This is a genomic window from Nicoliella sp. ESL1113, assembly GCF_058509245.1.
The window spans coordinates 370,101-390,312 of the sequence record NZ_CP196388.1 but is presented as its reverse complement, the minus strand read 5'-3'; the positions used below and the strand labels follow the sequence as shown (position 1 = coordinate 390,312).

Annotated in this window: 23 protein-coding genes, 5 tRNA genes and 2 riboswitches; of the genes, 9 read left to right on the top strand and 19 right to left on the bottom strand. The window is 37.1% G+C overall.

Annotated features, from left to right (window positions below):
* From ACSYTJ_RS08600 to ACSYTJ_RS08585, 4 genes are all read right to left on the bottom strand, one after another.
* Window positions 1-522: a GNAT family N-acetyltransferase gene (locus ACSYTJ_RS08600; protein WP_491720376.1), complete on the bottom strand. Its 522-nt coding sequence runs from the start codon at window positions 520-522 to the stop codon at window positions 1-3.
* A gap of 71 nt (window positions 523-593) precedes the next feature.
* A complete protein-coding gene (locus ACSYTJ_RS08595; RefSeq protein ID WP_491720375.1) occupies window positions 594-1,595 on the bottom strand; it encodes a DUF4097 family beta strand repeat-containing protein in 1,002 nt (333 codons plus the stop codon).
* Entirely contained in the window at window positions 1,595-2,215 is a 621-nt protein-coding gene (locus ACSYTJ_RS08590) for a DUF1700 domain-containing protein (protein ID WP_491720374.1), read from the bottom strand. The genes ACSYTJ_RS08595 and ACSYTJ_RS08590 overlap by 1 nt, the downstream gene beginning before the upstream one ends.
* Complete coding sequence (locus ACSYTJ_RS08585; RefSeq protein WP_491720373.1) at window positions 2,208-2,525, bottom strand: PadR family transcriptional regulator; 318 nt, start codon at window positions 2,523-2,525, stop codon at window positions 2,208-2,210. The genes ACSYTJ_RS08590 and ACSYTJ_RS08585 overlap by 8 nt, the downstream gene beginning before the upstream one ends.
* Before the next feature lie 164 nt (window positions 2,526-2,689).
* Here ACSYTJ_RS08585 and ACSYTJ_RS08580 point away from each other — a divergent pair, with 164 nt between their 5' ends.
* Window positions 2,690-4,045 (top strand): glutamate--cysteine ligase, encoded by a 1,356-nt coding sequence (locus ACSYTJ_RS08580; RefSeq protein WP_491720372.1) that lies wholly within the window; start codon window positions 2,690-2,692, stop codon window positions 4,043-4,045.
* 97 nt (window positions 4,046-4,142) lie between these two features.
* The gene (locus ACSYTJ_RS08575) at window positions 4,143-4,712 is read left to right on the top strand and encodes a hypothetical protein (RefSeq protein WP_491720371.1); all 570 of its coding nucleotides are present in this window, start codon (window positions 4,143-4,145) and stop codon (window positions 4,710-4,712) included.
* Between the two features lie 41 nt (window positions 4,713-4,753).
* Here the strand turns inward: ACSYTJ_RS08575 and ACSYTJ_RS08570 are convergent, their stop codons facing one another.
* From ACSYTJ_RS08570 to ACSYTJ_RS08535, 8 genes are all read right to left on the bottom strand, one after another.
* Window positions 4,754-4,903, bottom strand: coding sequence for a hypothetical protein (locus tag ACSYTJ_RS08570; RefSeq protein ID WP_491720370.1), 150 nt, complete (start codon window positions 4,901-4,903; stop codon window positions 4,754-4,756).
* 105 nt (window positions 4,904-5,008) lie between these two features.
* Window positions 5,009-5,749 carry a hypothetical protein gene (locus ACSYTJ_RS08565; protein WP_491720369.1) on the bottom strand — a complete coding sequence of 247 codons (741 nt, stop codon included), beginning with the start codon at window positions 5,747-5,749 and terminating at the stop codon, window positions 5,009-5,011.
* A gap of 68 nt (window positions 5,750-5,817) precedes the next feature.
* Window positions 5,818-5,889, bottom strand: a tRNA-Gln gene (locus ACSYTJ_RS08560).
* A gap of 6 nt (window positions 5,890-5,895) precedes the next feature.
* Window positions 5,896-5,967, bottom strand: a tRNA-Lys gene (locus tag ACSYTJ_RS08555).
* 3 nt (window positions 5,968-5,970) lie between these two features.
* A tRNA-His gene (locus tag ACSYTJ_RS08550) sits at window positions 5,971-6,043 on the bottom strand.
* Between the two features lie 16 nt (window positions 6,044-6,059).
* Window positions 6,060-6,130: transfer RNA gene (locus ACSYTJ_RS08545), tRNA-Trp, on the bottom strand.
* A 7-nt stretch (window positions 6,131-6,137) separates the two neighbouring features.
* Window positions 6,138-6,220, bottom strand: a tRNA-Tyr gene (locus tag ACSYTJ_RS08540).
* A 158-nt stretch (window positions 6,221-6,378) separates the two neighbouring features.
* On the bottom strand, window positions 6,379-7,923 hold the full coding sequence (locus ACSYTJ_RS08535; protein WP_491720368.1) for a hypothetical protein: 1,545 nt from the start codon (window positions 7,921-7,923) through the stop codon (window positions 6,379-6,381).
* Window positions 7,924-8,096: 173 nt separating this feature from the next.
* Here ACSYTJ_RS08535 and ACSYTJ_RS08530 point away from each other — a divergent pair, with 173 nt between their 5' ends.
* Window positions 8,097-8,609, top strand: coding sequence for a hypothetical protein (locus tag ACSYTJ_RS08530; protein WP_491720367.1), 513 nt, complete (start codon window positions 8,097-8,099; stop codon window positions 8,607-8,609).
* 27 nt (window positions 8,610-8,636) lie between these two features.
* Here ACSYTJ_RS08530 and ACSYTJ_RS08525 read toward each other — a convergent pair whose 3' ends face one another.
* Window positions 8,637-9,308, bottom strand: coding sequence for a DUF6198 family protein (locus ACSYTJ_RS08525; protein ID WP_491720366.1), 672 nt, complete (start codon window positions 9,306-9,308; stop codon window positions 8,637-8,639).
* Between the two features lie 168 nt (window positions 9,309-9,476).
* Between ACSYTJ_RS08525 and ACSYTJ_RS08520 the strand changes: the two genes are divergently transcribed.
* The gene (locus tag ACSYTJ_RS08520; RefSeq protein WP_491717435.1) at window positions 9,477-10,040 is read left to right on the top strand and encodes a hypothetical protein; all 564 of its coding nucleotides are present in this window, start codon (window positions 9,477-9,479) and stop codon (window positions 10,038-10,040) included.
* A gap of 40 nt (window positions 10,041-10,080) precedes the next feature.
* On the opposite strand, the gene tenA is transcribed toward ACSYTJ_RS08520, so the two are convergent.
* The 4 genes from tenA to ACSYTJ_RS08500 form a co-directional block, all read right to left on the bottom strand.
* A complete protein-coding gene (gene tenA, locus ACSYTJ_RS08515; RefSeq protein ID WP_491720365.1) occupies window positions 10,081-10,749 on the bottom strand; it encodes a thiaminase II in 669 nt (222 codons plus the stop codon).
* Window positions 10,749-12,026: an acetylornithine deacetylase gene (locus ACSYTJ_RS08510; RefSeq protein ID WP_491720364.1), complete on the bottom strand. Its 1,278-nt coding sequence runs from the start codon at window positions 12,024-12,026 to the stop codon at window positions 10,749-10,751. The genes tenA and ACSYTJ_RS08510 overlap by 1 nt, the downstream gene beginning before the upstream one ends.
* 84 nt (window positions 12,027-12,110) lie before the next feature.
* A riboswitch (TPP riboswitch) is annotated at window positions 12,111-12,206 on the bottom strand.
* A gap of 78 nt (window positions 12,207-12,284) precedes the next feature.
* Complete coding sequence (locus ACSYTJ_RS08505) at window positions 12,285-13,190, bottom strand: lysylphosphatidylglycerol synthase domain-containing protein (protein ID WP_491720454.1); 906 nt, start codon at window positions 13,188-13,190, stop codon at window positions 12,285-12,287.
* Between the two features lie 33 nt (window positions 13,191-13,223).
* The gene (locus tag ACSYTJ_RS08500) at window positions 13,224-13,637 is read right to left on the bottom strand and encodes an acyl-CoA thioesterase (protein ID WP_491720363.1); all 414 of its coding nucleotides are present in this window, start codon (window positions 13,635-13,637) and stop codon (window positions 13,224-13,226) included.
* Between the two features lie 99 nt (window positions 13,638-13,736).
* Between ACSYTJ_RS08500 and ACSYTJ_RS08495 the strand changes: the two genes are divergently transcribed.
* Window positions 13,737-14,195, top strand: coding sequence for a hypothetical protein (locus tag ACSYTJ_RS08495; RefSeq protein WP_491720362.1), 459 nt, complete (start codon window positions 13,737-13,739; stop codon window positions 14,193-14,195).
* A 160-nt stretch (window positions 14,196-14,355) separates the two neighbouring features.
* Here the strand turns inward: ACSYTJ_RS08495 and ACSYTJ_RS08490 are convergent, their stop codons facing one another.
* Entirely contained in the window at window positions 14,356-15,000 is a 645-nt protein-coding gene (locus tag ACSYTJ_RS08490; RefSeq protein WP_491720361.1) for an HAD family hydrolase, read from the bottom strand.
* Between the two features lie 128 nt (window positions 15,001-15,128).
* On the opposite strand from ACSYTJ_RS08490, the gene spxB reads away from it, so the two are divergent.
* Window positions 15,129-16,949, top strand: coding sequence for a pyruvate oxidase (spxB, locus tag ACSYTJ_RS08485; protein WP_491717441.1), 1,821 nt, complete (start codon window positions 15,129-15,131; stop codon window positions 16,947-16,949).
* An 89-nt stretch (window positions 16,950-17,038) separates the two neighbouring features.
* Here spxB and ACSYTJ_RS08480 read toward each other — a convergent pair whose 3' ends face one another.
* On the bottom strand, window positions 17,039-17,983 hold the full coding sequence (locus ACSYTJ_RS08480) for a phosphoglycerate dehydrogenase (RefSeq protein WP_491720360.1): 945 nt from the start codon (window positions 17,981-17,983) through the stop codon (window positions 17,039-17,041).
* A 207-nt stretch (window positions 17,984-18,190) separates the two neighbouring features.
* Here ACSYTJ_RS08480 and ACSYTJ_RS08475 point away from each other — a divergent pair, with 207 nt between their 5' ends.
* From ACSYTJ_RS08475 to ACSYTJ_RS08465, 3 genes are all read left to right on the top strand, one after another.
* Window positions 18,191-18,601, top strand: coding sequence for a hypothetical protein (locus ACSYTJ_RS08475; RefSeq protein WP_491720359.1), 411 nt, complete (start codon window positions 18,191-18,193; stop codon window positions 18,599-18,601).
* A gap of 57 nt (window positions 18,602-18,658) precedes the next feature.
* Window positions 18,659-18,753: riboswitch (TPP riboswitch) on the top strand.
* Between the two features lie 159 nt (window positions 18,754-18,912).
* Window positions 18,913-19,617 carry a TenA family protein gene (locus ACSYTJ_RS08470; RefSeq protein WP_491717444.1) on the top strand — a complete coding sequence of 235 codons (705 nt, stop codon included), beginning with the start codon at window positions 18,913-18,915 and terminating at the stop codon, window positions 19,615-19,617.
* Window positions 19,614-20,198 carry an ECF transporter S component gene (locus ACSYTJ_RS08465; protein ID WP_491717445.1) on the top strand — a complete coding sequence of 195 codons (585 nt, stop codon included), beginning with the start codon at window positions 19,614-19,616 and terminating at the stop codon, window positions 20,196-20,198. Before ACSYTJ_RS08470 ends, ACSYTJ_RS08465 begins: the two co-directional genes overlap by 4 nt.
* The last annotated feature ends 14 nt before the right edge of the window (window positions 20,199-20,212 follow it).

Genomic DNA, 20,212 nt, shown 5'->3' with positions numbered 1-20,212 from the left:
CTAATCAACGATCCGCTTGCCTAAAATATTTAAGCTCCGTTGCTTACCATCCATTACGGCAACGTTAGGCATGTGGCCCCAGTCTTCATAACCATTCTTATGGAATAAATGGAGGCTTGGATCATTATGAGCAAAGATAAATGCAACGATATTTTTCACACCCAGGCGGGCAGCGATTTTTTCAGCGTGGTTCACAGCCGCGTTTCCGATGCCCTTGTGTTGAAATTGATTATTAATGTAAATGCTGATTTCGACTGTTTCCTCATAGGCGGGCCGACCGTAGAAACTGCTTAGACTGAGCCAGCCAGCTCTGTCATCGTCGTAATTAATTATTAATAACGGACGGTGGTTAGGATCATGTTGTCTGAACCAATCAACACGATCAGCCACTGACACTGGTTCGAGATCTGCGGTTGCCATTCTGCCTGGAATTGATTCGTTATATACATCCACAATGTATGGCAAATCTGATTTAGTAGCGGCGTTAAATTCAATATCGATATTTTCATCATCTAAGTTCATGTTATAAATCCTCCCATTGACTTAATACCTTATATTATAGTTAAAAACCGCCAATAATGCACCCTTTTTGATTAATTATTAGATTTAATTTTGATATCTCCATCAACTGAATCAAGCCGATAAGGTTTATTAGCAAATGTATCTTTCAAACCCTTATCAATTGAGATGTCACCATCGCTTGCGTGAGCACTAATTTTAGCATTGTCTGTGCGATCAACCACCCCATCAATATCGCCATCCTCGGTTTTAATGCTTATGGAGCTTTGAACGTCCTGGTGGTCGAATGTAACATTACCATCAGTGCTGCTAACCTTTAAGTCGTCCCACTTATTTTGACCCAAAGTAACATCACCATCAGTGCTGCCGACTTCACTAATCCCGTTTTTAGTAGTGTTATTGTTCAACTTGATATCCCCATCCGTTGAACTAATCTTTAGAGTGTTGAACTGGTTGGAAGTCAGCTTAATGTCACCATCAGTAGTTTCAATGCTACTGTTGCCACTAAAATGACTGTTCTTAACGTTAATATCGCCATCTGCAGAATCAATGTTAATTCCCTCGGCGCTAACTTTATTCAAGGTGACATCACTAATGTCAGTCAATGATAACTTATTTGTGATCTTAATATTATCCATCACTAAATCAGAATTTACATTTGCCTGCTGGTAACTGCTTAATGCCTTATCCTTAGGGATGGTAATCGTAATTTTGGCATTATACTGGGGCGTGGTCCAACCCATAATGTTAAAACCGCCCTTTTCCTTATTACTACCGCTAATTACTAACTCGCCGTTTTGGACCGCATAGTTAGTGTGATACCCGTTGGCGTCCGCACCACTGACTTGATAGCTATCCCCCTGCTTAATAGTGACGTGTGCCTTTTCAGTCACCCGAATGCGATCAAAGGCGGCTAACTGCTTGGTAGATGCTTTACCGTATGATTTTTCACTGACTGAAACGAATTCATTATGTAAATTGTGCCAGTTGAACCCAACTCGTGAAAGCCCAAATACTGAGATCAAGATGCCAAAGAGTAGCAATATTAATACTGTAATCGTAAATTTTTTCATCATTAACCCCTCTTCTGCTTTTCTGCATCGTTTCTTTTAATCGTCTTATGAGCAAGCCAAGTGCTGAACCTTTTGATCCCCCCGACCAACGCTTTGTGAGACATTAATGCAAACGGAATTAAAATTAGTGAGATTCCTAAAACAATTAATCCCCCACCAATCAACAAGATGCTAACTGTAAAGAAGGTCAACAGGTGGGTAAGTGCCCAGAAAAGTACCGCAAAGAACGTAACGATTCCGGCAAAGATGATTACAGCTAGCCCAAATAGTAAGACGAATGCTGCTAATAATAGGCCCAGGATTGTGAGCGATGCCCCCAGTACTAATGGCACCCAGACTGGCGAGCCCACGATCGCAATTATTATTAACCAAATCGATGGTGTTGAACTACCCTTTGTTTCCCTCCTGGTGGCCATCCGACTATCAGTATCGGTATTGACATAGTCATCTGCTAAGATTTTATTTGCCAACGCTTTGGGACTGCCTAGTTCCTTAACGCAATCTTCGTAACTATCGAAGCCCCCATCTGCTAAATAGTTTTGGTAGTAATCAATACTATCGACCAAATCAGACTCATCTAACCGACCCAGGAGTTTTCTTAACTCTTCAATATATCTATTCAATTTCATCACTTCCTATTAATTCATTAATTCCCGTTTTAAAATCAATCCATTCAGATCGAATCATTTTTAAATGTTCAATCCTTAAATCGGTGATTTTATAATAGCGACGATTCCGTCCCTTATAAGGCTGATCATAAGTTGTTACCAATCCATCTTTATTTAAACGCCTCATTACTGGATACATCGTCGAGTTGGAAACCGTTATTGACTTTTGAACCCGTTTCGTAAGCTCATAGCCATAGAAATCTTCATGGCTGAGCAGGCCCAGTACACAACCATCAAGCAAATCAGTACTAATTTTAATCGCCATGTTATCGCCCCTCTAATATTATATGGTATATGATGAATAGTATTATTTTTAAAATCCAAATGGATAAAAAAATGTATTTATGAGTCAAATGGTGGTATTGTAGTTATAATTTAAATTAGAAGCATTATTTAAAAAGATTTAAATTAAAAAGGGAAGTGATTAACTTGTTGAATAAAATCGGGAATCAAATTGTTAAGCAGCGCCTTGTTCACACGCTATTAAATATTTCAACTGGAATCGAAATTGAGAGAATGCGTTGTGATAAGAGTGGCAATATGAAGCTGACCACCCACCCGAGTGGCGCGGGGAGTCCGTTTAAAAATCCATGGATTACCAAGGATTACCTTGAATCGATGACTGAAATTGTGACGCCCCCCGCCAACCTTAATGACACCTTACAATTTGACGGAGCATTGACGAACGTATTAAGAAAAGTTCTCCCCACGGGTGAACTACTATGGCCGCTTTCAATGCCCGCTATTTTACCAAAGCAAAAGGATAAATCACTACTAGCGATTGAACCACCAGAAAAGCAAGCCTACTTTGAAAGCATTTGTGAACGGTATGGAATTACTCGTGGTGCACCTTGTGGAGTGCATATTAACTTAAGCATTAGTGATGAGGTGATGAATAGTATCGTTGATGACGGGGATGCCAATATTGTAACGGTCCGTAATCATGTTTATCCGCGAATTGCACAGGGGTTTATTAAATACCGCTGGCTACTGACCTATTTGTTTGGTGCCAGCCCTGTTGCTCAAGCGAACTACTTTGATCAAAATAGTGGTCCAAGTCATCCGATTCGGAGCATTCGACAGAGTCACTTTGGATTTATTGATTCATTCGATGTTGACTATTCAAGTGTTGATAACTACGTCGATCGCATTATGGAAGCATTTCGGTCCGGAAAAATTGCTGGGGTATCCGAATTTCACGGTTCCGTGCGTTTTCGTGGTGGCAAGCAGCTTCCCGATTTAAAAACAAACGGTGTGAAGTACTTAGAGTTAAGAATGTTCGATCTTGACCCCACCGTGGATGTTGCAATCAAAGATACCACGTTGCGGTTTATTCGACTTCTGGTTGCCTACTTCTTGATGACCGATGGTGAAACGTTGAATGGTGATATTATCAAGCAACTTGACCATGCTGACCAGATGAATGAACGAGTGTCAATGGAAAAGCCAGATCAAGTTTGTGAATATGTTGATGATGCGCGTCAACTGATTAGTCGTTTGCGTAAGTTTACTAACCAGCTAGTCCTTGGTCCTGAATACTTAGAGGTCCTCGATGCTGTAACTGCAAAAATCGAAGATCCAACCTTGACGCTCAGTGGCCGATTAATGAATGAAGTTAAGGATAATTCACTCCTCGAATACGGATTAAAGCAGGCCCAGCGTTTCCAAAAAGATGCGCTAGCTGGGCATTTTAGTTATGATGGGTTTAAGCAAAACGATGGCAACATTTCAGCAGCTGAATTAAGACAAGGTTTATTCAATGGTTCTTGGTTACCACAGAAATAGATTCTAAAATATCATTTAAAATTTCTTAATTTTGCGACAAACCATTCATTTATCGTGATATTATAGTAAGCAAATTTTATCAATGGGAGTATCTACTATGAATCAAAATCATGAACCAGAAATCCGTGAACAATTGCACCGAAATTATCGGCGTTCGATTTCAGCCGACAATTCAGATGGTAATGATGAAGTCCATACCCGTCAACGTAATCCGCGAAATGCTAAGAAACGAAAACATCACTATGGAAGATGGATCACTGCAATTATTGCCGTGTTGATAGTCATTGGCATCTTTAACGTTGGCCATCAAATTAATGAACTCAGCAATACACAACGAAAGACCGATACCACATTGGATAAGGTGATCAAAAAGCAGGGAGAACAAATTGCGGAACAAAAAGTCCCAACGGAGGTCAAACCTCAGGTGATCAAGATTATTCAAACCACTCCGTTAAGCGAACTTCAAAAAGCTGCTAATGACCAAGCGTTGTTTAATCAGATTGCTACCAATAATCAAATTCCGCAACAATATATTCAAGCTGCACAATCAGAATGGTTCAATGCAAATAATCAAGAACTACGGGACAAGATTGCAAATGGGAACCTGTTGGCTGCCTATAATGATTTTAAAAATGAAGATAGTACTAGTAACGCCAGTTCTAACTAAAAAAATCCTAAACCATAATTCTATGGTTTAGGATTTTTTGATTATTTTTGATTTTTAAGATCGTTTACTTCTTGTTCTAATTTTGCCACTTTTTGCTGTAAATCGTCGTGCTTATCCCTACTGTGATGTTTATCAATGATAATTAAAGTGGCGCAAATGATTGCGACAATTGTAATTATTACTCCCCACATACTAAAGCCTCCCAATCTATTTAATAGTCTTATTTTAGTATATATTAAAATGAAAGAAAAGAAACAGGATGTTTAGGGATGCTATTAATTCCCCTGCTCCACCCATTATTTTGAAATAATCGAGTCGTGATTACTCCTTAGAATATCTTGAATCGTCTTGTCCAGTTGATTCAAGAGCTGCTTAATTTCACGGAGAGCAGTGATTTCATCGTTCAAACCACCGCTAAATTGAGCGATCAGATCATTACTCAGTTGCTGATTATCCTTCGCATCGTTGAAGAATTTACTAATTTTACGGTAGGCAACCACCAGGTCGCGGTTACTTTTGAATAACGCAGAATCAATTTTGTCCACCCTATCAATTGCTTTACTATCAATATCTAATGACATTAATCGATTCCTGGCAAAACTATAAAAACTAGTAAATTGATTAGAATCGAAGCTATCGATAAAATTCTGGGTATATTTCTCAATTTCAACTAAATTATGGTTTTGTTCAAAATAGCGGTTAATGACCTTCACCCTTCTTCCATAATCGAGTGAAACATTCTTAATGTGATAAAGGTCATTCAACAATGAATTTAACATCTGGTAATGCTCAATGAATAATGAATTATTTAGGCTATCTAGCCGTTCAGTTTTGATCTGCATCCGCGTAATGATTACCGTACCGATAACGGCAACAATCGAGCCAAGGTAACTCCCGATAAAGGTTAACCAGATATCTGGAGAGGTTTCCTTCGGGAAAATCATGTGTAAAATTAACAGTGGTCCAACAATAAAAATGCCGAAAATGAAAATATATATTAGTGTATCTAAGATGATTCTCTTTATTTTTGGGTTCATAATTTACCTCCTACTAAAATTATACAAGAAAAAAGCGACTAACGTTTACGTTAGTCGCTTTTTTAAGATTGGGCTAGCTGGGTTCGAACCAGCGCATCACGGGATCAAAACCCGTTGCCTTACCACTTGGCTATAGCCCAATAATATGAGTTGTGATGGATATGAACCACCATCTCCTGAATAAAGAGTCCAGGGCTTTACAATTAAGCTAACAACTCGAGGGCGGTATGTGGGAATCGAACCCACGCGTGTCGGATCCACAAACCGATGTGTTAACCACTTCACCAATACCGCCAAGACTTCATCATTACAGGGATAGTAGGAATTGAACCCACATCAACGGTTTTGGAGACCGGTATTCTAACTTTGAACTATATCCCTATAACTATGGAGGGGAGTGGATTCGAACCACCGAACCCGAAGGAGCGGATTTACAGTCCGCCGCGTTTAGCCAGACTTCGCTACCCCTCCGAAATCTGTTTGATATAAATATCAAAACAACAATTAATATGATACCTAATTCTCATTAATTAGTCAACCTTTTTTTGTTTTATATATTATATAGTTAAAGTAAAAACAAACAAATTACTTGTATGTATCCAGATAATCTATTTATCTGGAGTTTATCCCTATCTAGTTAGCCTTAAATTATTTGCACTAGTTACCAAATACCCTAAGGATGTTTTATAAACTACCTTTCCATTTCGATTCTTTAGTTGCTTCAAAATTTTATATTTTTTATTCGCTTTCAATTTCTTACTATTTTTTAAATTAATCGTCTTTCCACTAGCATTACTATAAAGTTTGACTGCCTTTAAGTGTTTAATTTTAAAATACTTAATGGCCTTACTTTTTTTATTTTTCTTAACATTATTAATTTCTGATTTTTTTAGATTAGTGTTTTGACTATTTATGTCTGTTTTCTTTTTTGAATCATTATCAATCGATTGTGAATTATTAATCGCATTATTAACACTTCCTAAGTTATTATCTTTTTGGAAGTGATCTTCATTGTATTTTGAAGCATTTGATTGATCATTTTTGTTTGCGGATGAATTGATTATTCCATAACTATTTTTATATCCAGTGTTACTGTCGCTTTGAATATTATTTAAAAAATAATTTGGGGTCAAAGATTTCGATGCACTACTATGTGAGCTAGTTATCAATGATGATTTTGCCGCACTACTCGATGCAATTGATTCTGCCACTGATGATTCAGCCGCACTACTCAATGCAATTGATTCTGCTACTGAGGATTCAGCTGCACTACTCGATGCAATTGGTTCTGCTACTGAGGATTCAGCTGCACTACTCGATGCAATTGGTTCTGCTACTGAGGATTCAGCTGCACTACTCGATGCAATTGGTTCTGCTACTGAGGACTCAACTGCACTACTCGATGCAATTGGTTCTGCCACTGATGATTCAGCTGCACTACTCGATGCAATTGGTTCTGCCACTGATGATTCAGCTGCACTACTCGATGCAATTGGTTCTGCCACTGATGATTCAGCTGCACTACTCGATGCAATTGGTTCTGATACTGACGATTCAGCCGCACTGCTTGATGAGCTTGGTGCAGACGCTGATGATTCAGCAACTGTTGATTCGGATGTAGCTTCATTATTTTCATTTTCAACTAACCGCGTCCCAGAAAGTTGAGTATTATTTAAATGAACTTGCAATTCATTCCCCATAATAATATCAAAGCTAAACAATCCATTTTTATTCGTTCCTAACAAATTACCATTAAAAAATGAAATATTGGTATTTTCAGATTCTAGGTTCACTCTAAATTGAAGCATCCCAAAATTGAGCTGATGCCCATTTAAATCGATTAATAATTCACGCCCTGGAATTCTAATTCGATTAGTCTTAGTAGATACATCATAGCCGTCTTTTACAAGCTGATTTAAGTTAAGTTCGCTAAGATCGATATCGTTTGACAACTTAATCTGTTTTAGAGAACCGTTGTTCATTGCATTCACAAAATCTTTAGCGTTTCCAATCGAATTATCAATTTGGGTGTTTGCAGAATCAGCATTAGCAGTTTGGTTTGAATTGATCGAATATCCACAAGTAGTTGCAAAAGCTAATGCTACAGTAAATACCACCCAGCGCTTCTTTACCTTTCGTAATTTCTTTTTTTCATTTATATTTTTATTAAACATATTGTTTAACACCTCCGTTAATATATATATTCGTAATTTACCTAATTTTATTTTTTTATTTTTGAGAATAAGGCTAAATATAGTAATCATTTTTATAAAATATGATAATATAAAAACAAGTTGAACTATGATATGTCTACATAACTTAAATACAATACGAAAGGATTTTTAATTTGAATTCAAATCAAACCGCTTTAAATAAAATTAGATCAATCAGCGAAAGTGCTCAAAAAAACAATGAAACAAAAAATTATTATTATGAGGACGTTCTGCTATACACTCATTTTCTAGAACTATGGTCAAAAGAAGATAATCGGGATGCCTTTAGTGAAGATGATCAATCAAGGATTGAAAATTATCTTAATGTTTTAAATAATAAATTTATTTCGGAATACCAAGCAGCTTTAAATAACTTTGATGATGATTTAAATTTACAAAGTGCCGATCTACTCCATCTCACTCCCAAGGATAATAAAGCGAACTTAAAAGAATATGTAACAATTCAGCAATACTTCAATAACCAACTTACTCCTAATGCAGTTATTGATGATATTAACAATATTGATGAACCGGTTAAAAAATTAATCGAGCATAAAGAACTTCCAGAATACGCAAATAAATTAAGCTGGATGGAACTGTACCTTCTCATTAATGCAATTGCTTATCAACATTGGTTCAATAAATAATAAAAGGAATGGATAAATCCATTCCTTTTATATTTGATCATTTTTACTAAAATTATGTTTTAACCTAGGTAAAATCAATTTATCAGAAAATTGAATAATCGGGCCAAGAAGAAAGAATCCAATAATTGTAATGATACCGATTGAATCAATGCTTCTTAAAATAACTGAACATATGAAAATAATAATTGCAATAAACCCCATATCTGCAAACTGAGCTTTAATTGCACTTCCGTGAAAATACTTAAATCGTAAGATATTAGTAGTATCATCATTAGGATGCATGAGAATGTTAGCACGTTGATATACAGAAATCGCTGCCCCGATTAAAATAATTCCTAGAATTGAAACTAACAGGCTTAGCCACTTATTCAAATTGGTTATTCCCATGGCAAGGTTAAATTTATTAAAAATATCAATAAAATAACTGAAAAAGGCCATGTAGATAAGGCCACTAATGATTCGCCACCAGTCAATACGCCTAACTAAAAATTGATTCAAAACAATATTAATGATTCCAAATATAAATAACGTCCATGCAACTGACAGCCCAAACAACTGATTAAAATCAACTGCTACCGCCGTCCAGATTCCATTCCCATTATTAGTCATAATCGTCAGACTATTCCCATAGGCATCAACAAAAAGTCCTAAGATCAATGCAAACATTCTTAATTTAAAAGAATTATAATTTTGATTCAATTCAATCACCCCATTTATAAGTAACAATTATACCAGAAATTAATCTTATGATTTTATAATTAGTTATTTATTAGTAATTATAAATAATAAAAATAATGGTAAGTGGACAATTTTATTATTTGTGCTATTCTTAATAAAAATGATAACATCAAAGGGGTATCTTATATTATGAAAGATAAAAAACGTTTTATTCCCAAGGGGCGCGCAGAGATAATTACTGTTGTTTGTTTACTAGTCGAGATCATGATTCTAATGCCAATGTTGATTAGTAAAATTGCAGGATTAGTTAATAGCAAGTCCGCATCACTACCTGGGTTATGGGCAGTAATTGATTTATTAGTGATCAATATCATTTGGATTTTAACTTGGTTACTTACATACCGATTTGCGCATCGTTATATTACAGTAGTTTTAAAAACACGTAACGTTAAAATGATCCTATTGGTAATTGGTACGATCTATACATTAGAAACGGTTATTAATAATAACCATGCATTGGTTGCCGTATTTTCAATCATCGCATACCTTAGCCTTTGGGCTTGGTTCGATTATGTATTTGCACATCCAGTCGAAAGTAATGAATTAATTGATAAGACCGATCATTTTATAAGGGAACACAAACATTTAAATCGAGGTGAAGTCCAAGACTTGATTCATAAAAATAACCATGAGGTCATTGACTGGTTGGAAACCCACCTAAATGATAATCAAGAGCGAAAAGATAAACACTAATAAAAAAACGACTTTGAAGTTAATCAAAGTCGTTTTTTTATTAAGCCATTGGCCAATTGCGTTGATAATAAGCCATGTCCCAAAATAAATATTCATAACGAGTCGTATTTAGAAAAATTTGGCTCAGTTCTGATAATTCAGACTCAGACTTACCAGATGCCAATTCATCTAATAAGGAAATCGTCCAATTAGTTAAGTTCGTGTACTCATCATCGCTATACATTGATACCCAATTCGAATACAGTGGATGGCTGGCTGCTGGTGTATTCAATAGCTGCTTGCCAATTAAATTATAACTCCACATACATGGTAACAATGCAACTAAGACCTTATCTAAGCCCCCACTTTGGCCAACTGATAGCATATAATTTGTATAACTTAAAGTTACAGGAGTCGGTTGAGTATTTTCTAACTCTGCTTCGCTGATGCCAAATTCACTAGCGTATTTACGATGCAAACCCATTTCGGTGTTCAAAGTAGAACTGAGCAACTCAGCAAACTTTCCCTCTACTTTTAAATCAGAAGCTTTGAGCGCTCCTAGAGCAAATAGCTTCGCATAATCAATTAAATAAATGTAATCTTGAATCATATAAAATTTAAACTTATCAACTGGTAATGTTCCATCCGCTAGTTCTTTTACGAATGGATGGTTATGATTGGCTTCCCAAACAGGTTTTAATTCTGTTACTAACCGTTCACTAAATTTCATTAATTGGACTCCTTTTTGGTATTTAACCATTCATAAATAAATTGAAGTAAGACTTTGGTATATTGAACTAAATCATCAATTTTTAGTGATTCATCTACAGAATGAGCTTCATCAATCGTGCCTGGTCCATAAATAGCAGCTGGAATATTAGCATGACCGAACCATCCCCCATCAGTAACACTTGGTGAAACATCGACTATTGGTCGTTCGTTCGTTACTTGATAGTGAGCATCTCTTAGTAATTCAACTGGTTTTGATTTCGCATCAAGATCAAGGGCTGGAAAGACTTCCCCACGCTCTTCGACCATTGACTTGCCACCCCACTTATAAATGGGCATGTGATTCTTCATCCAAAGGTCTGCCTTGGCAACTTGATCAATGTGATCTTCAACTTCTCTTATTACATCTCGATAGTCCTCATTTGGATAAAAATGAACCGTTACCCACAGTCTACATTCATCTGCAATAAAAGCGGCATTGCGACCCCCTTCAATTACAGCAGGATTAATCGTATCAGAACCAGGTTCTACTCCAGGATAACTTTTATTGACCGCCCAATCTCTTTCTAACTCGTTGAGACCAGAAATTACCTTTGCCATCTTTTCAATTGCGCTAGCAGCCCGTAGCTTTCCACCAGCATTCATCATCTGGCGTCTAGTAGCATCATGAAACGTTTGATCACTTTTGATCGTAATCCAACCAGTAATTACTCCGCCTTGGCCTTGAATATGAAAATCACTAATATCACCGACAATCGCAAAATCAGCTTTATGACCATGTTTGATTGCATCCCAAGTTCCGGCTTCACCACTTTCTTCACCAATAACTGATTCGAATTTTAATTCACCAGGTAGTTCTAGACCAGACTTATTCAACAATTGAATTGCCATTAGCATTGCAGCAAGGGCACCCTTCATATCTGCTACCCCGCGACCGATGACTATATCATCATTAATGACCATCTTGAACGGATCTGAATGCCATTTTTCATCCGATTGAATCGAGGCTACATCCATATGCCCATTTAAAATCAAACTTTGGTATTGATCAGATCCTGGTTTCGTCCCAACAACAATTGAATCATGAGGATAAAGATCCCATTGATCAACATTAAACCCATTTTGTTCAAGAAAGTCCCTAACAAATGCCTGAGCATCATCTGAGTTTCTGCCCGGTGGAGCGGGAGTGGGAAATGCCACTAGCTTACTTAATATTGCTAATAACTGATCTTTATTTTGATCAACATCGTTAATCAACGTCTTAATATCATTTACCATTAAAATAGCTCCCTATTTGTCACTATAATAAAAAGGAGATACTTCAAACAGAAGCATCCCCCCTAAATTCGCAAACCATTAGCTAATTTCAAAGGGCCACTTCCTTGCGCTGGTGCTAACCAGATTCAAGTTCAAAGGGTCAAATTAATTCTCAGCTAAATAGCTCCCCTAGTGACAGTTTATTTTTAATTTTAACGCCTTAATTATAAATTAAAGCTGCTTTTTAATCAAACTAAAATGTCCAATCAAAATGACACCCTAATTGATCAGTTTGTTGCGATTTCTACTCAAGTATTTAAATATCAACATGACCATTCCAATTAAAAACGGGATGAAGTAATAACAGATCCGATAGATCAAGGCCCAAATTACAATAATATCAGTTGAAATCCCCGCTCTTTGTAAACCAAATGTTAATGCGACTTCAAATGAACCGATTCCACCAGGAATTAATGACATCGCTCCCACAATTCCAGCAAAGACTAGCCCTAAGTAAGCTGCTCGTACATCAAAATGAATGTGCATGAAGTAACCGATACTCAAAAAGAATGCTAAACAACACACCCACTCCAAAGTTGAGCCAATCAAGAGGTGGAATAGATCGCGACGATTCAATGTATCGTTTTTGGCAATGAACGGAACTAATAAATAAAGCGGGAACAATAGGCACACTGCCTTAATCCAAAGTGGTTCCATTCCAAAGCGATCAATGTTAAGCAGTATTGCAAGAATATCATTAACGACTAAGCCCGTCATCGTGAACAAGGCGATTTGAGTAACAATCTTAGCAGTCTCTTTATTATTTTCCTGAACGCTGCCGAATAAAAAGATCCTAAGGCTCGCCCCGACCAATCCGCCAGATCCCCCGATGTTTGTGAACGTATTGATTACATAACTACTGGTGATCAACTCTGGCATTGAAATATCCATTTTGACCTTGCGAGTATAAGTAAAATCATAAATCATCATTGGGATGATCGAAAGCGCTCCTAAGATTATCAATGTAGCTAAACTGCCGATCGAAAGTAAATGACTAGCATGTACTAACTTATGCCAAGAAATTTGTTCAAAAATGGAGTGGATCGAATAAACCACGAAAACTAAAATCAATACTACATAAATCCGTTTAATAACGTTAGAGTAACTAGAAAAAGCATCTGCAATCTTATCAATAATTTTAATCTAACTCACCACTTTCTAGTTATCATTAACCAATTCTGTTAACCTAGTATAAAAGTCGGGTAATTGCTTTTGAATGTTGATAATCTTACCATTTATGTCTAAAAAGCAGTGCTCGCTACTAGCCCGACAAACTAGCTGGTCCTTGACCGTCATTAGATAACTTAATACCAACCGATGCTTACTGACCTTGGCAACACGGGTCTCAATCTTAATTACATCAGGAAAGGTAGTCGTCTTTTTATAATCCGCAACGACCTTAGACACTGGCGATATAATTTGATTAGCTTCAAATTGATCATAGGCCCACCCAATTTGTTCCAAAAAATCACTACGCGCTTCTTCCATGAACCGAATGTAATTCGTATGACTAGTAATTTTCATTTTATCAGTTTCATAGTATTGTACCTTATGAAAATATGGATTAACCATTTTAATATCCTCTTCTCTAAATTATTCCATAGTAATTTTATCATAAACCAGCTATTTCTTGATATAATTAAATTAAATTGCAATAAGGGAGTCCTTACAATGAATGAGCCAAGACCCAATTTTCAAGTTAATGCTGACTTTACAGCAATGGATTCAATTACCGCTTCTAAATATATTGATAACGCGCTTAATTTTATTAATCAATTGGAATGGGCATCCAATCAAGTTGATCAAAATGTATATGATGATCTAAATAATCGTTACAGTAATGGACCGACCAGTAGTGAACGACTTAAATTGATCGCTAACCAATTTGATAATGATGATTTCTTACTCAGTATCATTGATCAGCTCCGTGATAAAATTAACGACAGTGCCAAAAGCAATCAACTATACTCGATTACCCTCGGTGATGATGAAAAGCCCCTCAATGATGATGAGATTCAAGACCTGGTCGCTAACCATGAAATCACATTACATAAAGTTTCTGGCAATGACGCTAAATTAGTCCAGACCCAGGTCAAAAGATTATTGGAACAGTATCACAATAATAATTAAATACGAAAAAAGCTGAGACAAATTGTCTCAGCTTTTATTATGAGTCGGGCCAGGATTGAACTAACATCTTCTCGGAAAAGGACCGAGTGCTCTGCTTGAGCTACCGACTCAAAAGAATACTTAATAATATTATCAGAAGTGAGTCCTAATTACAACCATTTCAGGAAAAATATTTCAAAATTTCTTGAGGAGTTTTAAAATCGTACTTTGCATAACCATTTCTTAGCTCTTGATCAATATCTCCCCAACCAGCTAATCCAAAATCGACCCGTGCGTTCTTAGCACATCCCTCATCAGTAAAAGAATCACCAATATACAACGTTTCGTTGCGACTAACCCCCATTTGATCGATTGCAAATAACAATGGTTCTGGAGCAGGCTTATGATAAGGTAACCGATCGGATGTCACAATTACCCATACCTGTTTCATAAAAGCAAAATGATCCTTTAAACTTTGCATATCTTCATTACTTCCAGAAGTGACGATTCCCAATGCCACATCGGGATAACTATCTTGTAGCCGTTGGAAAAATTCATCAAACCCTGGATATAAAACAGGTTTTTGGTTCAATTGAGCTGCTGCGATCGTATAGTCAATTGCCATTTGGTTACTAAATCGACTGGGAATCCCCAGATAATCGATTGTCTGGACCGCAGTTAATGGGAACGTCGCATGCAGTTCAGCATCGGATATATCTTTAATTCCATACTTAGGCGTAATCAGTTTCATAATTGCTGCATAGCGTGGAAAACTATCAATTAAAGTCCCATCTACATCAAAAACTACTGCTTTATACTTCATCATAAATCACCCCGTTAGTTATTATACTATAACAAATCAAAAGGTGTTATAACATGATAAAAAATTGAAAAGTGGTAAAATGAACGTATATCAAAATTTTGTACTATATTTCGGATCAGGAGGATTATCTAATGGAAAATAAAAAAACGATCAAGGCCAGTGTGGCCCTTTTAAAGGTCCTCGAATCATGGGGCGTAAAGGACGTTTATGGATACCCTGGTGGTTCAATTAATTCATTACTAGATGGGTTACAAATTGAACAAAAAAATATTAACTTCATTCAAGTTCGCCACGAGCAGGTAGCAGCACTTACTGCCGCAGCCCATGCTAAATTGACTGGTAAGATTGGGGTCGCATTTGGCTCAGCTGGTCCTGGTGCAGTTAACCTGTTGAACGGACTTTACGATGCGAAGGCTGATCATGCTCCCGTTTTAGCGCTAGTCGGACAAGTTCCTAATACGAATATGAACTATGACTACTTCCAAGAAATGCCTGAAACCCCTGTTTTTAGGGATGTGGCATGCTATGACCGAATTGTGATGACGCCCGAAAGTCTCCCCCACGTGGTCGATGAAGCAATCAAATCTGCTTATAAAAACAATGGTGTGGCCGTGGTTGTCATTCCTAATAACTTTGGTTATGAACAGATTCCAGAAAAGAAGTACTCCTCAGCGAGTTTAAGTGATGAAAAGGTTGCTCCAGAACCTGAAGCAACCGATTCAGAAGTCGACAAATTCTTGACGTTAGTTAAATCAGCTAAACGTCCTGTCTTCCACGCTGGTCGTGGAATCAAGGATGGCGGCGAAAAGTTAGTTGAGCTTTCCAAAAAATTACAAATTCCAATTATTATCGATGGATTAGCAAGTGGATTGGTTCCTAGAGACTACGAAGGCCTATTAGGAACTGCTAACCGTGCTGCATCCAAGGCTGCAGATGAAATTATGTCAGTCGCAGACCTTGTGATCGCAATTGGTGGTGACTTCCCATTTGCCAACACCTACTACGCTAGCCATCCATTTACCTATGTACAAGTTGACAACGATCGTAGTATGTTAGGGCGTCATCATACCTTAGACCTTGGTATCTGGTCAGATGCAACCCAATTTATTGAAAAAGCAATTGAAAGAAGCACTAAGGTCGCTAACACGAACTACTTTAAGGCTGCTGTCGCTGACATGCAGAACTGGAAAGAATATCTAGAAATCATGAAAAATTCAGATGCATCGCCATTATTACCAGGCCAGATGTATAAGGCGATCAATGAAGTGGCAGATGATAATGCTTCCTTCTCAATTGATGTTGGGGATAACATTATCAATACCTTTAGATACCTCGACCTTACTAAGCAAAACAAGTGGGTGATTTCTGCCCTCTTTGCAACGATGGGGAGTGGGCTCCCTGGTGCAATCGCTGCAAAACGTGAATATCCAGATAGACAATCTTGGAATATTGCTGGTGATGGAGCCCTAGCAATGGTGCTTCAAGACCTTGCCACCATTGTAAAATACAAGGTTCCAGTAATCAATGTGGTTACCTCCAACAATGACCTCAGCTTTATTGAAGGGGAACAAGAAGATGCCCCAATGCAAATCTTTGGATTGGATCTGGAACCAATTGACTTTGCAAAGGTCGCAGAAGGATTTGGGATTGATGCAGTAACCGTTACTAAGGTCTCTGAATTAAAACCAGCTTTTGAAAAAGCAGCTGCCACAGTTAAGGCTGGCAAGCCATTTTTAGTTGATGTCGAAATTGGCAATCAAAGAGGCCTTCCAGTTGAAGATCTTCAATTAAGCATCGTTAATGGTAAATTAGATGAATCCGTTAGTCCTAAGTACCTTGACGATAAACCTGCGGATGTTCACTATACACCAAAGGAACTATTCAAACGTTACAATGGTGATAATCTTAAGACATTACCCGAATTCTTTGATGAATTTAACGTTGAACTATAATTCTTGCTATTTTCTTGAACAATTAATAGCAATTTAAAAGAGCTCTATGACGATAATCATTCGTCATAGAGCTCTTTTGTTGTATATATTTAATCTTTAACTTCATTCACTGGTGTATTTGGTTGCTTACCGGCAAATACGTTCAAAATATTGTTCAAGGCTGCATGGGCCATTTCATTCCAAGCTTCAACGGAGTTCCCACTACAATGTGGTGTAATAAAAACATTGTCTAATTGACGGATGGGACTATCCATTGGCAATGGTTCCTTATCAAAAACATCCAATGCAGCGCCAGCAATGTGATGGTTTTTAAGCGCATCGACCATATCATTCTCGTTAGTCAAAGGCCCCCGCCCTAGGTTAACTAGGTATGCTGAATCTTTCATCATGTCAAATTCTTTCTTTGCAACACTCCCGATCGTTCCCTGAACTGCTGGTAAGTGAAGTGACACAAAGTCAGACTGCTTGAACAATTCATCCCAAGAAACCATTTTACCGTACTTAGTTTCCCGTGGCGTCCGATTGTAAATTAATACGTTCATCCCAAATCCAGATGCCATCTTAGCAACTTGTTGACCAATATGACCATAACCAACGATCCCAAGGGTTTTCCCACTAATTTGTGTTGCCATCTGCTTTTCACCATAAGAGCTATCACCCTCACGCATTTTAGTGGAAATCGTAAATAAATGCTTAGATAAAATTAGCATATCGGCAATCGCATTTTCAGCCACTTCCACTGCATTTCCACCAGGGGTATTTGAAACCCAAACCCCGTTTTCAGCAGCAAACTTAGCATCAACATTATCATACCCCACGCCTTGTCGAGCTAAAACCTTTAAATTCGGCATTTTAGCGAACATCGAATTCGGAAACGGATCTGCCATTAAAATAATTCCATCAACATCACTAGCTTTATCTAAAATTAACTGAGCATCTTGACCATCAACAACGACTGGTTCGAAACCCTTATCCTTAATTTCTTGACCCACAAAACGATTAATTGCTGGTGTAATCAATATTTTTTTAGTCATTTCAATCATCCTTTCATATGTTTAAAGTATAATCCAGTCACCGTTTAAAAGTACAGCGATAAACAATTTCATGCAACCACATTTCAAATTAGACCGAACCAATTTTAAACTTAAACCGTCTTAATGTTTGAATTTTAAAATTGAATGAGCTATACTGGATAAATAATTTAGCATATAGCATACATAGAATAAAAGGGAGGTAATATTATGAGTCAATATACACAATTAAAGACAAACTTGACTAATAACACGCTACCAAGTGAATATATCAAGGAAGCCTTAGCTTACGCTAATTACTTTCAAGCAGATCATCACGGTGTTTTGAATACTAACTACGTTGATATCATCAATGATCACTACGCTACGGCAGACTATTTAATTAAACTATTTAAACAAATCAATTTATCATTAAAATTTAAATCACAAGATCAAAAAGCACTATATAAAGTCGTTTTAGAAAGTGAAAACCAACCAATTAACCTGGAATCAATTACTAAGGATGATGTGCAAAATATCCACATCGTTCCAGTTAGTGTTCAAGATAAGGAAATCATTTTCAAAATCATCGACGATATGGTTGAAGAATACTTGGATGAAACTGATTCCGTTCACTTATAAAATAAAAAGTATCTTGACATTCGTATCATTTAATAATATCATTAACTCGTAAATTAAATATGTGGTCTGGGGCGCTGATTAAATTCGGCTGAGAAGTACTCATGGAACCTGATGCAGTTAGTACTGACGAAGGGAGACCGCTTAGTCATTGTCTACACGATTGATCGTGTTAGATACTATTTTTATTACTACTAAAAAGACTAGGGACCGCAAACTATTAAAAGAATAGGAGTGGTCCTTTTTGATTTAATAAAAATAGTATTTTCAAACGTCAGTTAAACACAATCAATTAATGTAGGGAGTTTGATAAAATGTCATTTTCACAAGAATTAATCAAAGAAGCACAACCATTTCTAGAATCAATCAAAAAGTGTGATTTTATCCAAGGAGTATTGGATAACAATCTAGATCCAAAAGCATTGGATTACTATGTTTCTCAAGACCTTCAATACGGTAACACTGAAACGATCGTCCAAGCATACTTAATTATCTATAGCGATCAATTCACCGATCAAAAAGATTTTGCTAAGTTGTTGAGTGATCACTTGGGAATCGATGAAGATGTTTTCGAAGGGATGACCGATGAAGATTGGGATACCATCAAAACTGCTAAGATGGAACCAGTCACATACTTATACACCCACCACCTTTTAGACCCAATTAAAACTAGAAATGCCATTGAAATTTTGGCACCATTTGAAGCTGGGGTCTGGGTATATGTAGAATTGATCAAGTACCTTGCTAGTACGAACAAAGTGACTAAGGACAACCCCTTCCATGGTTGGCTAGACTGTCTTGAAGGTGATGATTATCAACAAGTATCAGATGGTTTCTTAGCAGTCATGGACCGCGAAGCTGAAAAATGCTCCCCAGAAAAGTTAGCTGAAATCAAGGAAAGCTTCTTAAGAAGCTGTATGTTCGAATGGTACTTCTTTGATGCTTCATTCAAGCAAACCACTTGGGCTGATTGGAACAAAAACGTATTAGAAAACCAATGTCGAGGTAACTTACTATGAAATTAAGAACTCCACACTGGAATTTACAACAAATTATTATCGTAACACTCGTCGGGATTATCTGTGGGACTATCTATGCTTATGGTGTTAACTCCCTCTATAACTTCGCCAAAGTGGCATTGACGCCAGTTGGATTAAGCCCCTTTGTTGACAGTATTTTCACAGGGCTTTGGTTCATTGCTGCCCCACTAAGTATGTATTTCGTACCTGTCATGGGAGCTGGTATCATCGGTGAAACGATTGCTGCTACATTTGAAATGTTCCTTGGTGGACAATGGGGAGCGCTCACGATCTTCTTCGGATTGATTCAAGGACTTGGGAATGAATTTGGTTTCTTCCCACATAACTACCAACGATTTTCATGGACTAGTTGCTTATTAGGTGCATTTGGCGCAAACTTTATCGCATTTATATACATGCTATTCACTTCAGGATACAGTAGCTACAAACCAGCAATGGTCATTGCCATTTTTATCGTTTCTACAATTTCAAGCCTCCTATTAGATGGCGTCTTAGTTAAATTGATTACGATGCAATTTGACCGCGTTTTTGAAAAATCAGATGTTAAAACAAACAATTAATTATATCAATTAAA

Coding starts and splice junctions, on each gene's coding strand:
- spxB (WP_491717441.1), top strand. CDS start 15,129: ATGGAAAATAAAAAAACGATCAAGGCCAGTGTGGCCCTTTTAAAGGTC.
- ACSYTJ_RS08470 (WP_491717444.1), top strand. CDS start 18,913: ATGTCATTTTCACAAGAATTAATCAAAGAAGCACAACCATTTCTAGAA.
- ACSYTJ_RS08535 (WP_491720368.1), bottom strand. CDS start 7,923: ATGTTTAATAAAAATATAAATGAAAAAAAGAAATTACGAAAGGTAAAG.
- ACSYTJ_RS08600 (WP_491720376.1), bottom strand. CDS start 522: ATGAACTTAGATGATGAAAATATCGATATTGAATTTAACGCCGCTACT.
- ACSYTJ_RS08570 (WP_491720370.1), bottom strand. CDS start 4,903: ATGTGGGGAGTAATAATTACAATTGTCGCAATCATTTGCGCCACTTTA.
- ACSYTJ_RS08500 (WP_491720363.1), bottom strand. CDS start 13,637: ATGGTTAATCCATATTTTCATAAGGTACAATACTATGAAACTGATAAA.
- ACSYTJ_RS08475 (WP_491720359.1), top strand. CDS start 18,191: ATGAGTCAATATACACAATTAAAGACAAACTTGACTAATAACACGCTA.
- ACSYTJ_RS08465 (WP_491717445.1), top strand. CDS start 19,614: ATGAAATTAAGAACTCCACACTGGAATTTACAACAAATTATTATCGTA.
- ACSYTJ_RS08585 (WP_491720373.1), bottom strand. CDS start 2,525: ATGGCGATTAAAATTAGTACTGATTTGCTTGATGGTTGTGTACTGGGC.
- ACSYTJ_RS08575 (WP_491720371.1), top strand. CDS start 4,143: ATGAATCAAAATCATGAACCAGAAATCCGTGAACAATTGCACCGAAAT.
- ACSYTJ_RS08520 (WP_491717435.1), top strand. CDS start 9,477: ATGAAAGATAAAAAACGTTTTATTCCCAAGGGGCGCGCAGAGATAATT.
- ACSYTJ_RS08595 (WP_491720375.1), bottom strand. CDS start 1,595: ATGATGAAAAAATTTACGATTACAGTATTAATATTGCTACTCTTTGGC.
- tenA (WP_491720365.1), bottom strand. CDS start 10,749: ATGAAATTTAGTGAACGGTTAGTAACAGAATTAAAACCTGTTTGGGAA.
- ACSYTJ_RS08480 (WP_491720360.1), bottom strand. CDS start 17,983: ATGACTAAAAAAATATTGATTACACCAGCAATTAATCGTTTTGTGGGT.
- ACSYTJ_RS08495 (WP_491720362.1), top strand. CDS start 13,737: ATGAATGAGCCAAGACCCAATTTTCAAGTTAATGCTGACTTTACAGCA.
- ACSYTJ_RS08510 (WP_491720364.1), bottom strand. CDS start 12,026: ATGGTAAATGATATTAAGACGTTGATTAACGATGTTGATCAAAATAAA.
- ACSYTJ_RS08490 (WP_491720361.1), bottom strand. CDS start 15,000: ATGATGAAGTATAAAGCAGTAGTTTTTGATGTAGATGGGACTTTAATT.
- ACSYTJ_RS08565 (WP_491720369.1), bottom strand. CDS start 5,749: ATGAACCCAAAAATAAAGAGAATCATCTTAGATACACTAATATATATT.